Raw genomic sequence first — 13,817 nt, forward strand, 5'->3', positions numbered from 1 at the left:
CTTCTGAACTCCCCGGCCACCAGCTCCCGCTGGTGGTCGTCTCGACGAAGGGAGTTGTCGCGATGGATCAGCCGTACAGCCTGTGGGCCGATTGGCTCTCGAAGTTCCACACCTGGCCCGAATTCATCCAAGCCCTGTGGCTCGTCGCCATCCCGGTCACCGTGCTCGGCCTCGCGTGGCTGGCGCTGCGCGGCCTCCGCGATCTCATCGTTTCGCTCTCCCGCCGCGACCACGGCGCGTCGGACGACCACGGCGAGCCGCACGGCCACGGCGAGTGGCGCGGCCACGGCGGGTGGCGCGGCCACCTGATCTACGGCGTGTATCAGGACCCGCAGGGCCGCTGGATGGTCTATCGGCACGGGCGCAAACCGCAGGAAGTCGACTGGACCAACCCGCCGCCGGAGCTGATCGGGCGTGGGAATGGGGGTTCATGAATGGCGAGGGAATTTAGGCGTGAGACCCGCTGTCCGGAGAGTTCGTTGAACGCCATTGAAGAAGGCGCAACTGCCTTCCTCTTCCGACTCAGCGGAGACCATCCAAGTGGGCAAGCGCGTCTCGACTGTTCACAAGAATGGCCTCATGCCAGCCCGTCGGCACCGCCGCCATTGCCCTTTAGACCGGTGGTTCAAGGAAGCCGTTATGTGTTGCATTGAGATGTTGACGCCTAGTCGCGCCTTTCTATAGCCGAGAGGAAGTCCTGGCCGGTCGCTTCATTAGGGCCTGGCGTGGCGGTCACTGGACTTTCATCGGCTTTTGGCGTCGAGGGCGGTGCGCCGAAGGTGGTCTTCACCATCTGCGCAAGCAACAGCGGCTGCACAGCGCTGCTCGCAAGGTCTTCAATCCGCTGTTTCAGCGTCTCGACTTGGTTACCTTTGCTCTCGGCCAGGTTGTCCTTCTCCGCAGGATCGCGAGCAATGTCGAACAGTTCGATGCGGCCCGGCAGGAGCGGCAACCAAACAAGCTTGTAGTCGCCCTGTCGGACCGCCGCCCGGAACGGCTCGATGTTGTAGACGATCTCCTGGCGGGGCGACTCTCCGCGACCGGACAGGTGATCCCACATGTTGTAGCCGTCCAGCGGCTTGTTCTTCTCCAGTTTGGCTCCCGCAAGGGCCGCGAGGGTCGGATACATGTCGGCGATATGGATCAGCCCACTGGCCTTGCCGGGTGGGAGCTGCCCCGGCCAGTTCGCAAGCCCGCAGACGCGGGTCCCGCCCTCATACAGCGTCCCCTTGCCGTCGCGGTATACGCCGTTGTTCGGAGGCAGGTCACCTCGCACCTCGGACTCGCCGGCGAAGATGGACGAGCGCGTGCCGCCATTGTCGCTGTGGAAGATCACGAGTGTGTTCTCCCGAATGCCTTTCTGATCGAGGGCAGCGACGACCTTGCCGATTTCGTCGTCCATCGCGGTAATTTGGGCTGCGTAGGCCCGCCGCAACGGATCGGCGATCTGCGGGTACTTGTCGAGATACTCTTGCGGGGCTTGATAGGGTGTGTGCGGCGCGGTGAACGCGAGATAGAGGAACAGCGGACGGCTGACGTCATGGTCAGTGATGAGTTTAACCGCCTCACGGCCGAACAAGGTCGTGTCATATCCGGGCTCGCGCACGAGCGTGTTGTCGCGATACCAGTCTACGACGCCATGAGCCTCGTGCTTGAAATGGTCGATCTCCCCGACAAGGGGGCCGTAGTATGAGTCGAACCCGCGCTGGCGCGGCCAGAGTTCCGTCCTCGCATGTCCGAGATGCCACTTTCCGACCATGGCCGTCCTGTACCCGGCGTCCTGCATGGCCTGCGACAGGAGCCATTCGTCCATCGCCAATCCGTAGCTTCCCCCGGACGGGATCACGCCTGTTTGGAGTCCATAGCGGAATGGATAGCGCCCGGTCATCAAGGTTGCCCGGCTTGGGGTACACATCGGCAGGGCATAGAATTGCTCAAGTTGAACGCCGGTCTTGGCCAGGGCATCCAGATGGGGTGTTGCAATGTCGGAGCCGTTGAAGCCGACATCTTTCCATCCCTGATCGTCGGAGACGATGTAGATGATGTTCGGGCGTAAGGGTGCCTGGGCGCTGGCCCGGCCGGGAGCGCCCATTGTGGCGACCCATGTCGCCACCCCGGCCGCGGCTGCACCGCCCTTGAGCATGTCGCGGCGCGTAAGATCGTTGAGAGTTGCGCATTCCAAGTCGGTTGGATGCGACATGAGAGAGACTCCCGAGTTTGCAAGGTGGCAGACGAAAGCGGGGTTCGGAGGCATTGTCCAACGGATAGGCTGACATTCCTCTTTTCGGCGCTCATTGATCTTGATCAACAGCCGCGGCTGTTGATGGAGGCGCCATTTTGCGAAACGAAGAGCATGCAGCCCTTCAAGGAAGCTCACCCGTCCGCGGTGTTCGGCTCGATGCGACTGTCTCCTCAGGGTACATAGCTGAAGCTAACGAAGAGACCATTTCAGAGGAGAATCCGGAGTCCATGAACGCGCCGTGGCGAGCAAGAATGCGATTATGGGCGCTGCGGATTTTTCCATGATTTTGGCGCTTACGGGTTACGGGTTCGACTGCGACGCCCCGGAATGACACTCGCCACGTCATCACCTCCCCGAACTCGATCCGGGGACCCGTGCCGGTGAACTCGATCGGAAAAGGACCGCGCGTCACAGCATCGGGATGGCCGGGACAGGCCTGGTCATCGCCTGTAAGGAGTGCAAACATAATTTATGGTTTCAGCGTCTTTCAGCCGCCATTCGGATGTAGTTTCGAACATCACCCATCACAAGCCAATCCAAGCTCTGGCCGTGTTCAATGGCAAAATCGACGAGGCGCTCATCATTTTCGGCAATCGCTTTCGGGTCTAACTCGAGAAGACTGAGGCTGTCGATGATGACTTCCAGTCGCGCTAAGATGATGTTGCGGTCAATGTGCATTTGCGTCTCCGTAGATTGCCGGCAATGAACCCTACTCCGCCATGGCCGGACTTGTTCCGGCTATCCACGTTTCCGGACACTCGACCCTTATCCTGAGGAGCAGCCGAGAGGCTGCGTCTCGAAGGATTACCCATCGCGCTCTGGATCCTCCTTCGAGACGCCTGCTCCGCAGGATGAGGGCAAAGGGTGTGAGCATGGGGTCATCGGCACGGGCCCGATGATGAAGCGGCGGAGAATGCTCCAGCCCATTGACCCAGCACCCCTGTTGCGTGTTACCTCGTCACCGGAACCGGGCGCATCCGGTTCTGGGGCGTCAGAACCTCTCCTGAAGCGGTCGGCATTGGCCGCAACGATGCCTTCCCAACCTTACGGTCGGGGAGGCGCTGTCGCATGTCCAGGGCGAAAGCCTAAAGGGCAGCGCGGTCGTCCTTGTGCGGCTTCTGAACTCCCCGGCCACCAGCTCCCGCTGGTGGTCGTCTCGACGAAGGGAGTTGTCGCGATGGACCAACCGTACAGCCTGTGGGCCGATTGGCTCTCGAAGTTCCACACCTGGCCCGAATTCATCCAAGCCCTGTGGCTCGTCGCCATCCCGGTCACCGTGCTCGGCCTCGCGTGGCTGGCGCTGCGCGGCATTCGCGATCTCATCGTTTCGCTCTCCCGCCGCGACCACGGCGCGTCGGACGACCACGGCGAGCCGCCCGGCCACAGCGAGTGGCGCGGCCACGGCGAGTGGCGCGGCCACCTGATCTACGGCGTGTATCAGGACCCGCAGGGCCGCTGGATGGTGTACTGGCACGGGCGCCAATCCGAGGAGGTGGATTGGGAAAACCCGCCGCCCGAACTCATCGGGCGCGGATCGGTGATCCAGGGCGTGTTCCGCCGGCCGGAGAAGTAAAGGCCGCTCCCCCTCCCCGTATGGCCGCCCCCTTACGTTTTTGAACCCCACGGCTTCGGGTCGGCGCGAGCGGATGATGACCCGCGCGGGGGAGCCCTATCGCCTGCCCTGCCGCGACGGAGCGGAGGATTGGCACCTTGTGTCAAGCGAATGTCTTTGTCGATCAAGCAGACGTCCGTCGGCCATGCGTGAATGGCAGCCCGTGCGGCCGCCGAGCCGGGTTCGGCCAAGGGTATACGGGCCGAACCGACTTTCGCCCGAAGGGCTCAGGAGATCGCCTGCGCCCGCGATGCATCTTGGATCGTACTCGTTCAGGCGACGCGGCAGCATGATCGCAGGCTCACAGGATACGGAGACGGATCATGAAGAACGTCCTGATTGGACTCGGTGCTCTCGCCCTCGGCGCCATCCTTCTCGCGGGAGACGCCTCGGCGCGCGGCGGTGGCGGTGATCGAGGTGGCATGACGGGGGGAGCCGCGGTTGACCGCGGCGTCGATGTCGGCAGGACGGGAGCCGTCGTGACCAACCCCAACCGCACCTCCGACAAGTGCCCTCTGGTTCCCGTCCGCCGGGGAACGCAGACAATGCTGGTGCGGCGCTGCTGATCGGCCTCCCGTCGGAGCCGCGGGCTCGGCCCGTGGAGCGGCCGCGGAACGCCCGCTCCGCTCTTCGGCGCCATGGCGGCGGGCCTTTGGCGGGAAAGGTCAAGGGAACGTCCCTCACGGTCAAGCACGAGCCGGCCCGTCCCCTATCCTGGCCGAGGTACGATTGTTCACAACGACAAGGAGGGTTCAGATGCGTTCGTTTGCAAAGCCTTTGACATTGCTGGGCGGTTTGGCTGCGGCCTCCGTCGCGTTTTCATCCCTGGCGGTTGCGCAACCCTTGACGCTCAGGGTCAGCCCCACCGCACCGCTCAGTCCGGCCGCACCTCCCGGAGGCATTCCGGCGTTGGGCTATGCCGTGAACCCGGCGGATCTGCCGCCCGGCGTGACCACCATGGGCTACACGCAGGATGGCTGGATGATGACGCCCGCCGACGATCTTCACCGCATCGGGCCTCGCTATGCCCAGCCCAGCGGCGTCAAGCTCCGGCGCGGAAGCCCGGTTCCGGACTGGATCGACACCGGCGACATGCAGAGCGTCTCGATCCAGGGACTTTCGCCTGGGACCCAGTACGGCTACTTCATCTCGCCCGATCAGAAGATCGTCGTAGTGGATCCGCAATCCCGCCGGGTCATGCGCGTGATCCGGTGAATCGATGAATCCGTCCGGAGCGTCGATGGCTCCTTGAAGCCGCTCCCCGGCCACCGGCTCCCTCTGGTGGCCGCCCCACCGGGGCATCGTCCGACGGCCGGAGGCGCGATCGACTCCGGCCGGTCCTCTTCCCCTGCCCAGCCCGCTCTTGATCCGGGCGGCCAAATGCGGTTCGCTGCCCCGGCCGAAAGAGCAACGGGGACGAGGCCGCAATCCCGGCCTCCAAGGGAAGGAGCACCGCATGGCGAAGAACACGATCTGCCTCTGGTACGACAAGGACGCCGAGGCTGCGGCCCGCTTCTATGCCGAGGTCTTTCCCGACAGCGCCGTTCACGCGGTGCACCGGGCGCCGGGCGATTATCCGGCGGGCCAGGAGGGCGACGTGCTGACGGTCGAGTTCACCGTCGCGGGCGTGGCCTGTCTCGGCCTCAACGGCGGGCCCGCGTTCACGCACAACGAGGCCTTCTCGTTCCAGATCGCCACCGACGACCAGGAGGAGACCGACCGCTACTGGAACGCCATCGTGGGCCATGGCGGCCAGGAGAGCGCGTGCGGCTGGTGCAAGGACAAATGGGGCGTATCCTGGCAGATCACCCCGCGCGTCCTGACGGACGCGCTGGCGGCGGGCGGCGATGAAGCCAAGCGCGCCTTCGCGGCGATGATGACCATGCAGAAGATCGACGTCGCGGCGATCGAGGCCGCGCGACGCGGGTGATGCGTTCCCGCGTCCGGCGGCAGGAGGAGAGGCTACGCGTCTGCGCATGGAACTCTCATGGCCAAGGATACTTGGCTCTCAGGCGCCGTCCGTGCAGAGAGAAGCCATGCCGAAATACTTCTTCAACATCCATATCGGAGCGGACGTTCTCAGTGACCCGGAGGGGCAGTCTCTGCGCGATCCCGACCAGGCGTGGGAAGTCGCGAGCGCCATGGCTCGGAACCTGATGGACACCCAGTTCGACAAGCCGGTCGATTGGGCGTCCTCCCACATCGAGGTGAGGGATGACCTCGATGAGATCGTCCTGGAATTTCCGTTCCTGGAGGCTCTTCAGTTCACCCCGAAATCCCATTGAAGCGCCCGTAGGGCGAGGTCCGGATGGCGCGGGAGCGGCCTCCGGCATTCCTCGTCCACGTTCTCCACAGGCTCCCCTTCGGCCTATCGACGCATCCCGGAGACTCGTGAGACGTTCCCTATATGTTCTTAGGGAGATTCGTCATGCCGGCCCCCAATCGAAAGCTGACCACCGAGCAGGTTCTGGAGGCTCGTCTGAGGTTCGCATCCGGCGAGCGGGAATGGGGCAAGCTTTCCCGGGACTATGGCGTGAGCCGGGACACGATCAAGAGCGCGGTCGTGGGCGAGACCTTCAAGGAACTCCCGATGCCGCCCAGGAGGTTTTTCGGCCATAGCTCCTTTCCCTATGGCTAAAGCCTTTTTCGGCAGCGCTGGGCGTCTCGACCGGGGCGCCGTCAAGGCTCCCAATAGGGCGGCTCTCCGAACGCTTCGCGCAAACACTCGGCAAAGGCCCTCAGCTTGGCCGAAGGCCGCCGTCCCTCCAGATGGGCGACATAGATGAACTCAGGCGCGGGCCTGACCCCTGCATCGATCGCCTGAAGACGGCCGCTCGCGATGTCGGGCCCGACGATAAAGGTCGGCAGGAGGGCAATGCCGATCCCGGACAAGGCGGCATCCCGCATCATGTCGCCGTTGTTCACGCGCAGGGCCGTGCGGCCGCGCACGATCGTTGCCCCGCCCGGCCCCGGGAACCGCCAGTCGTCGACGCCCCGGTTGGTATAGAAGATCCCGCGATGAGCCTCGAGGTCGCCGGCCGCGCCGGGCGTGCCATGCCGCGCCAGGTATTCCGGCGACGCGACGAGGACCCGCCGGCTTGGCGCCAGCCGCCAGGCGACCAGCCGCGAATCCAAGAGCGGTCCGTGTCGGACCACGGCGTCATATCCTTCCGCGGACAGGTCGATCCGCCGATCATCGAGATCGAGCGTCAGCTCGATGCCGGGATGCTTGGCGAGGAACGGATAAACGGCCGGCCCGAGATGCATTCGGCCGAACGTCACCGGCGCGGAGATGCGCAACGGGCCGACCAGAGCGCCGCTGCGCTGGGCCATCTCGGCGATCGCCTCCTCGACCTCGTGGACGATGCGGGACGCCCTCTCGCGGAAGGTGATCCCGTCCTCCGTCAGGCTCAGCCGTCGCGTGCTCCGATGCACGAGCCTCACACCGAGACTGCGCTCGAGCTCGACCAACCGGTCGCTGACCACCGACTTCGACAATCTCAGGCGGCGCGCGGCTTCGCTGATCGAACCGGCTTCTGCGACGGCGACGAACGTTGCAATTCCATCGAGTTTCATCATCGTTCGGATTGTCCGGAGGCCAGTTTCTCCTTTTGCAGCCTAATCCGGAAGGCCCCGGGACGCTATCTCCGCCTCGACCGGAGAGGCACCGATCGCCATCGCGACGAAAGCTCTCCAAATCATCGGAGAGGCCCCATGCTCAGGTTCGTCATCAGTGCTCTCGGAGCCGCGGCCATCGCGCTGCCGACCGCCGCGCAGGTCCAGTTCCCGGCCGAGCTTCGAACGCAGGAGATCGCAACCAACGGCGCCACGATCCATGTCCGCGTCGGCGGCACGGGTCCGGCCGTGGTCCTTCTGCACGGTTATGGCGAAACCGGCGATATGTGGGCTCCCCTGGCCAAGGAACTCGTCCATGATCATACGGTCGTGGTTCCGGACCTGCGCGGCCTGGGACTGTCCTCGAAACCGGCGGAGGGATTCGACAAGAAGACGCAGGCCGGCGACGTGGCCGGCGTGCTCGACGCGCTCAAGATCGATCGCGCCGATCTGGTCACGCACGACATCGGCAACATGGTCGGCTATGCCTTCGCCATCCAGCATCCGGAACGGGTGAGGCGGTTCGTTCTGATCGATGCTCCCCTGCCGGGCATCGGCCCATGGGACGAGATCCTGAAAAATCCGCTGCTGTGGCATTTCCGGTTTGGCGGGCCCGACATGGAACGCCTCGTCGCCGGCCGCGAGCGCATTTATCTCGATCGCTTCTGGAATGAGTTCTCGGCGACGCCCAGTCGCTTCACCGAAGCCTCACGGGAGCACTATGCCGAGCTGTACGCCCTGCCGGGCGCCATGCATTCAGGCTTCGCCCAGTTTGCCGCGTTCGATCAGGATGCCGTCGACAATAAGGCCTTCCTTGAATCCAAGGGGAAGCTCGGGATGCCGGTGCTGGCGATCGGAGGCGAGAAGTCGTTCGGACCGATGATGGCGACCGTGATGCGGTTTGCCGCCAGCGACGTGACCGAAGGGATCATTCCGGATTCAGGTCATTGGATCATGGAGGAGAACCCGACGGCGACGAGCGCCATGGTTCGCTCCTTCCTCTCGGCCCCATGAGCGATCAACCGCCGCGGCGACGGATGGCGCCGATAGGCCGTCATGACGCGAGCCGTGCGGCGGGAGGACCGATGTTGTCCACGAAAAGCGCGATTTCCTGCGGGTGGTGCGCTCGTGCCGTCAGCCCTGCCCGGCAGAGTCAGCCTCTTGGCCCAGGAGACGACGCAGACGTTGGTTCTCGGTTCGCAGACTTTCGATCTCCGCACGCACGGGCGTGAGCGCTTCGTCCAGCTCCTCGCGCGTGAAGCGCGGGGTAATATGCTGAGGACAGTTCCAGTCGAAGGCCTCCACGTGAATCAGCGCGGCACGCTCAGAACGCGCCGCGTAGCCAGGTTCGGCAAGGGTGGCGACGCGTTCGGGATCCACTTTCGCATCGATCATCCGCAGGCGCCCGAAGATCTTGAGTCGCCGCTGATGGGCGTAGTCCATCAGGAAGAGCGATACACGGTCGTTGGCCGCGACATTGCCGGTCGTCACATATTGCCGGTTGCCGCGAAAATCCGCGAAGCCGAGTGTATGATCGTCCAAGGCCCGCAGAAATCCGACCGGCCCACCCCGATACTGCACGTAGGGCCACCCTGTTTCGGACACGGACGCGAGATAGAACCCGTCACGTCCTGCGATGAAGGCCAACTCCGCTTGACCGAGCCGGTCGTTGCGGACCGGCCCGTCCTTGTCGAGCGTTCCATCCAGGCGCGCGTACTGGGCCGCGCTGCCGTAGGACTCGCGCGCGAGCTTCACGGAAGGCGTCGATGCGATCTCGAGCCACTTGTGCAGCATGTCGAACCTCGTCGGGACAAAAGGACTGGGATCAGTCCTGATAGGCCCAGTCCGCAGGGAGCCAGGCCAGGCGGCCCTGGTCGGAGACGATCCGGCCCAGACCCGGGAAGGGCATGTGCGTTGCCGCGATGAGCGCCCCCTCCTCGGCTGCGCGTGGAAAGAAACGGGCACGCATGGCCTGCGCGGCCGGGCGATCCTGCTCGAGAAGAAAGTTCACGTCGGTGCCCATGGCCGGATGGACCACCGGGAACAGCATGTCGGAAACCATGATCAGGCTCTGCCCACCGTCTTCGATCCGCACGCCGATGTGCCCGGGTGTATGACCCGTAAGGTCGATGAGCGAAACGCCGCGCGCGATCTGATGGTCGCCCTGTGTCGCCTGGAGCTTGGGGTACAGGCGCACGAGATCGGACGAGAGGCGGAAGCTGTCCTGGAGGTAGTCGGGCGCGGCGGCCTGCTTACCCGGATCGGTCCAGTGCACGATATCCCGTCGGTCGACATACACCTCCGCATTCGGGAAGCTGCGCCGGCCACCCGCGACGAGGCCGCCCACATGATCCTGGTGCATATGGGTCACGATCACGGCATCGATCTGGTCGGCCCCCAGCCCTCGGGCCGCGAGCGCCTGCGGAAGGTTGCCGGTGTGGCCCATCGAGCCTGCGGGTCCGGAGTCGATCAGAATGCGGTTCGATCCATCCTCGACGAGATATTGATTGAACAGGAAGCGGACACCGCTGGTCCGTGCCGTGAACTGTGCCTTGGCGGCCGCCTCGACCTGCTCGGGTGTGCGGCCGGGAAAGTATCCGTAGGGCATGTCCGCGTACCCGTCCGAGAGGGCTGTCACGGTGAAGCGGCCCACCCTTATCTGCGCGAGCGGCGTCACGGCGGAGCCAGACGGCGCGTTTGCTGCTCGCACAGGGAGGATCTGTGCTCCGAAGATCAGGCTGGCGGCTGGAAGGCCGAGGCTAAAAGCGCGACGGGAGAGCAAGAGAGGCATGGGACAAGCTCCGGGTCTTTGCGGGCCGAGCCACCGAACCTGATCAGCGTTGATGCCCGACTCCGACGGAACGCTAGACCCTCTCCTTCCTGAGCGGTATCCTGAGACTTCGAGACGTTTCCTCTCAGTTTCTGGAAGGCGCGATGGATCGCTTCGAGGCCATGGCCGTTCTGCTCGCCGTCGTGGAGGAAGGCAGCCTGTCCGCCGCATCCCGGCGCCTGCGCGCACCGCTCGCGACGGTGAGCCGCAAGGTGGCGGACCTGGAGCGGCATCTGCGCGCCCAGCTTGTGGTGCGCACAAGCAGACGGATCGAACTCACCGACGCGGGCCGCGCCTATGTTGAGGCTGCCAAGCGCATTCTGGAGCAAGTCGAGGAGGCGGAGCGCGAGGCGGCAGGCGAGTACACGGCGCTCAAAGGCGAACTCCAGGTGACGGCGCCCATCGTGTTCGGGCGAACGCACGTCCTGCCGATTGCGCTCGACTTCCTGAAAGAACTCCCGGACATCGACTTGCGGCTCCTCCTCAACGACCGCCAAGTGAACCTGGCCGAGGAGCACATTGATGTTGCCGTTCGCATCGGCCACTTGGTCGATAGCGGATTACGGGCGACGAGGGTCGGCGCGGTCCGGCGCGTCGCCTGCGCAAGCCCCGCCTATCTGGCCCGACGCGGCATTCCCGCGACGCCGCGCGACCTCGCGGTGCATGACGGCATCACGTTCCGGGGCTTTGAGACGGCGCCCGAGTGGCGCTACCGCGGCGACAGTCCCACCTGGACGGCCGAACCGCGCACGCGCATTGCCGTCAACTCGACAGAAGCTGCCGTGGCCGCAGCGGTCGCGGGTCTGGGGATCGTGCGTCTCCTCTCGTATCAAATCGAGAAAGAGTTGCGCTCGGGCGCCCTGGTCGAACTCCTCGAAGGTTTTGCGCCCGAGCCGTTCCCGGTCAGCCTGATCTACCCTGAAGCCGGTCTGCTGGCGCCCAAGGCCCGCGCCTTCATCGATTGGACGGTGCCGCGACTTCGAGCGCATCTGGCCTAGGGCATTTTTGGCGAAGTAGATCCGCTTCGCCGAGAAATGCGGTCAAACAAAGAAGAGAGATGATCCCACGCCCGTGGAAACGGCTCTCTTACGGCGGCGAGGCTGGGGAAGGTCCGTCTCTGATCCCATTCCACTGTCGCCGCATGAACCGATCGGCTCGCGAAGCTCCCCACCTGGCCCGATTGGCTGGAAGCGGAGGGCGCGGGCTCGACGGGCGCGGATGCCCGACGAAAAAGGACCCGGGATGCCGAAGGTCTGGAGGAGGCATCCCGGGTCCCGCATGCTGTTGACCGCTAGCTCAACAGCTACCGGCAAGAAAAGTTTCATCGCCATCGGCCCCGCGCTACGAGGGTCGGTGATGGGGCGATCCGCTGCCCTTTCTCTTCGGCGTTAATTCGACAGAATACCTTTCCCCGGGCGCCATTATCGACAATCCTGGCAATGAGTACTTCAGAATAGCTAACTGCCTGATATTGCCGAATACAGTAAATCGATACTATTTTTTTAGGACTGAGCAAACGTTGAAGCCTCAATACGTGATCGTTTCTTCAGTCCGCGTTTCTGCTCATCGCAGAGGCCGTGCGTGTGTTCCCAGATGGCGAAATTGGAAGACGCAGCGTGCTGTTGACACGCCGCCGAAAGGCGTGGGGGTTCGAGACCCTCTCTGGGAGCCAACCTCTTCCCGAACCTTGCTGAAACCGGCCGCATGAGCGACAGAGCCATTGCGGCGCGCGGGATGTCGCGCGTCCCGCAGGCCGTTTTGGAACGACGCTCACGCCAGCATGACCGTTTCTCCGCACAATGCAATGATGGCATGAAGCGCTGTGGTGCGTGGTGATTCAGGCCGCGTCCGCGTATTGGTGCTCCTGCCGCCTCGGGCCCGGTCGGGGGAGCTTCCTCAGCATCGCCTTCACGTGCTCCTTCACGGCATGCAGACTGGGCCCCGGGGTGCTCTGCTTTTCCTGCGACATCACACGCTCCTCAGTCCTGCTGCGCAAACGGGGCAGGCTCGCCCGACGATGGCCCATTCGCGGGGTTTCGTCTGTGACCAAAGTCACACAACTTTTTGCATAAGACTAAGGTTCAATGTGAGTCGGTCGGCCCTGGACCATATCGGTCGCGCCTCTCGCGTCGGGCCATCGAGACGAATGTCGGATTGGTGGGCCCGGCAGGACTCGAACCTGCAACCAGACCGTTATGAGCGGCCGGCTCTAACCATTGAGCTACAGGCCCTTCCGAGGAAGGCAAGGGATCGTCCGGGGAAGCCCGTCGCCACCCCTTGTCGTGACGGCGGCCCTGCCCTTTCCATGAGCAAGACCCAGGCGAAAGGGTAGTCCGGAGGAGCCCGGAGGCCACGCATGTTCCTGTAATACATCGCCCTGTCCGTCAAGCCGGTTTCGTCCTGTCGTCGATGGCGGGATGTCTCTGCCCCCTTGACGCCCGCCCGGATCCTCCATCTGTCTGCTTTCCCGCTTGGGCCGGGACGAGACTGGGAGAACGGGATGGGTTTGCTGATCGACGGGGTCTGGCACGACCAATGGTACGACACCAAGGGCACCGGTGGACGCTTCGTCCGCAAGCCCTCGGCCTTCCGCAGCTGGGTCACCCCCGACGGCTCGGCTGGCCCCTCCGGCGAGGGTGGGTTCAAGGCGGAGCCGGGGCGCTATCACCTCTACGTCTCGCTCGCCTGCCCCTGGGCGCATCGCACCCTGATCATGCGCCGACTGAAAGGCCTGGAGGCGATGATCGACATCTCCGTCGTGCACTGGCGCATGCTCGAGCACGGCTGGACCTTCGAGGACGGGCCGGGCGTCGTTCCCGATCCCATCAACCGGGCGCGATACCTCTACGAGGTCTATACGGCGGCCGTACCCGACTACACCGGCCGCGTGACGGTGCCGGTGCTCTGGGACAAGGCGACCAGCACCATCGTGAACAACGAATCCGCCGAGATCATCCGCATGCTGAACGCCGCCTTCGACGAAGTGGGCGCCACGCCGGGCGATTACTGGCCGGCCGACCTGCGCCCCGAGATCGACGCCCTGAATGCGCGCATCTACGACAGCGTCAACAACGGGGTCTACAAGGCCGGCTTCGCGACGACGCAGCAGGCCTATGAGGAAGCGGTGCGTCCGCTGTTCGAGACGCTCGATTGTCTCGACGAGCGCCTGTCCTCACGGCGCTATCTCTGCGGCGACCGGCTAACCGAGGCGGACATCCGGCTCTTCACCACGCTGGTGCGCTTCGACCCGGTCTATGTGGGTCATTTCAAGTGCAACCTGCGTCGCATCGCCGATTACCCGCATCTCTCGGGCTACCTGCGCGACATCTATCAGACGGACGGCATCGGCGGCACCGTGAACATGGCGCATATCAAGGGGCATTATTACGAGAGCCACAAAACCATCAATCCCACGGGCATCGTGCCGCTCGGACCGATCCTGGATCTCGACGCGCCGCATGGGCGGGATCGTCTCTAAAGCATCGAGCGCAAAAGTGGGAACCGGTTTTGCGTGAAGG

At 64.2% G+C, this 13,817-nt stretch carries 16 protein-coding genes and 2 tRNA genes; 11 read left to right on the forward strand and 7 right to left on the reverse strand.

What is annotated here, in order from left to right:
- Nucleotides 1-434: hypothetical protein (locus OC446_RS17320; RefSeq protein WP_262030272.1), on the forward strand; the 434-nt coding region annotated here is incomplete at its 5' end.
- Nucleotides 435-664: 230 nt separating this feature from the next.
- Here the strand turns inward: OC446_RS17320 and OC446_RS17325 are convergent.
- Nucleotides 665-2,200, reverse strand: coding sequence for an arylsulfatase B (locus tag OC446_RS17325; protein WP_262030273.1), 1,536 nt, complete (start codon nt 2,198-2,200; stop codon nt 665-667).
- 519 nt (nt 2,201-2,719) lie between these two features.
- Entirely contained in the window at nt 2,720-2,920 is a 201-nt protein-coding gene (locus tag OC446_RS17330; RefSeq protein WP_262030274.1) for a hypothetical protein, read from the reverse strand.
- A gap of 499 nt (nt 2,921-3,419) precedes the next feature.
- On the opposite strand from OC446_RS17330, the gene OC446_RS17335 reads away from it, so the two are divergent.
- The 6 genes from OC446_RS17335 to OC446_RS17360 all read left to right on the forward strand — a co-directional run bounded on the left by OC446_RS17335 (nt 3,420) and on the right by OC446_RS17360 (nt 6,492).
- Nucleotides 3,420-3,815 (forward strand): hypothetical protein, encoded by a 396-nt coding sequence (locus tag OC446_RS17335; protein WP_262030275.1) that lies wholly within the window; start codon nt 3,420-3,422, stop codon nt 3,813-3,815.
- A gap of 362 nt (nt 3,816-4,177) precedes the next feature.
- Entirely contained in the window at nt 4,178-4,420 is a 243-nt protein-coding gene (locus tag OC446_RS17340) for a hypothetical protein (RefSeq protein ID WP_262030276.1), read from the forward strand.
- Between the two features lie 190 nt (nt 4,421-4,610).
- On the forward strand, nt 4,611-5,069 hold the full coding sequence (locus OC446_RS17345) for a DUF1236 domain-containing protein (RefSeq protein WP_262030277.1): 459 nt from the start codon (nt 4,611-4,613) through the stop codon (nt 5,067-5,069).
- A gap of 241 nt (nt 5,070-5,310) precedes the next feature.
- Nucleotides 5,311-5,784 (forward strand): VOC family protein, encoded by a 474-nt coding sequence (locus OC446_RS17350; protein WP_262030278.1) that lies wholly within the window; start codon nt 5,311-5,313, stop codon nt 5,782-5,784.
- Between the two features lie 106 nt (nt 5,785-5,890).
- Nucleotides 5,891-6,139 (forward strand): DUF6894 family protein, encoded by a 249-nt coding sequence (locus OC446_RS17355; RefSeq protein WP_262030279.1) that lies wholly within the window; start codon nt 5,891-5,893, stop codon nt 6,137-6,139.
- A gap of 143 nt (nt 6,140-6,282) precedes the next feature.
- Nucleotides 6,283-6,492 (forward strand): hypothetical protein, encoded by a 210-nt coding sequence (locus tag OC446_RS17360; RefSeq protein WP_262030280.1) that lies wholly within the window; start codon nt 6,283-6,285, stop codon nt 6,490-6,492.
- Nucleotides 6,493-6,533: 41 nt separating this feature from the next.
- Here OC446_RS17360 and OC446_RS17365 read toward each other — a convergent pair whose 3' ends face one another.
- Nucleotides 6,534-7,433, reverse strand: a complete 900-nt coding sequence (locus tag OC446_RS17365) for a LysR family transcriptional regulator (RefSeq protein ID WP_262030281.1) — start codon at nt 7,431-7,433, stop codon at nt 6,534-6,536.
- Nucleotides 7,434-7,568: 135 nt separating this feature from the next.
- Here OC446_RS17365 and OC446_RS17370 point away from each other — a divergent pair, with 135 nt between their 5' ends.
- On the forward strand, nt 7,569-8,483 hold the full coding sequence (locus OC446_RS17370; RefSeq protein WP_262030282.1) for an alpha/beta fold hydrolase: 915 nt from the start codon (nt 7,569-7,571) through the stop codon (nt 8,481-8,483).
- A gap of 120 nt (nt 8,484-8,603) precedes the next feature.
- Here the strand turns inward: OC446_RS17370 and OC446_RS17375 are convergent, their stop codons facing one another.
- Both OC446_RS17375 and OC446_RS17380 read right to left on the reverse strand, forming a co-directional pair.
- Nucleotides 8,604-9,263 (reverse strand): pyridoxamine 5'-phosphate oxidase family protein, encoded by a 660-nt coding sequence (locus OC446_RS17375; protein WP_262030283.1) that lies wholly within the window; start codon nt 9,261-9,263, stop codon nt 8,604-8,606.
- 31 nt (nt 9,264-9,294) lie between these two features.
- Complete coding sequence (locus OC446_RS17380; protein ID WP_262030284.1) at nt 9,295-10,260, reverse strand: MBL fold metallo-hydrolase; 966 nt, start codon at nt 10,258-10,260, stop codon at nt 9,295-9,297.
- Between the two features lie 143 nt (nt 10,261-10,403).
- Here OC446_RS17380 and OC446_RS17385 point away from each other — a divergent pair, with 143 nt between their 5' ends.
- Both OC446_RS17385 and OC446_RS17390 read left to right on the forward strand, forming a co-directional pair.
- On the forward strand, nt 10,404-11,297 hold the full coding sequence (locus OC446_RS17385) for a LysR family transcriptional regulator (RefSeq protein WP_262030285.1): 894 nt from the start codon (nt 10,404-10,406) through the stop codon (nt 11,295-11,297).
- 589 nt (nt 11,298-11,886) lie between these two features.
- Nucleotides 11,887-11,971, forward strand: a tRNA-Asn gene (locus OC446_RS17390).
- Between the two features lie 165 nt (nt 11,972-12,136).
- Here the strand turns inward: OC446_RS17390 and OC446_RS17395 are convergent.
- Together OC446_RS17395 and OC446_RS17400 are read right to left on the reverse strand one after the other, a co-directional pair.
- Nucleotides 12,137-12,268, reverse strand: coding sequence for a hypothetical protein (locus OC446_RS17395; protein WP_262030286.1), 132 nt, complete (start codon nt 12,266-12,268; stop codon nt 12,137-12,139).
- A gap of 186 nt (nt 12,269-12,454) precedes the next feature.
- A tRNA-Ile gene (locus tag OC446_RS17400) sits at nt 12,455-12,530 on the reverse strand.
- Between the two features lie 269 nt (nt 12,531-12,799).
- Between OC446_RS17400 and OC446_RS17405 the strand changes: the two genes are divergently transcribed.
- Nucleotides 12,800-13,777, forward strand: coding sequence for a glutathione S-transferase family protein (locus OC446_RS17405; protein WP_262030287.1), 978 nt, complete (start codon nt 12,800-12,802; stop codon nt 13,775-13,777).
- Nucleotides 13,778-13,817 lie beyond the last annotated feature (40 nt).

The organism is Microvirga sp. Mcv34 (assembly GCF_024519725.1).
Taxonomy (GTDB): domain Bacteria; phylum Pseudomonadota; class Alphaproteobacteria; order Rhizobiales; family Beijerinckiaceae; genus Microvirga.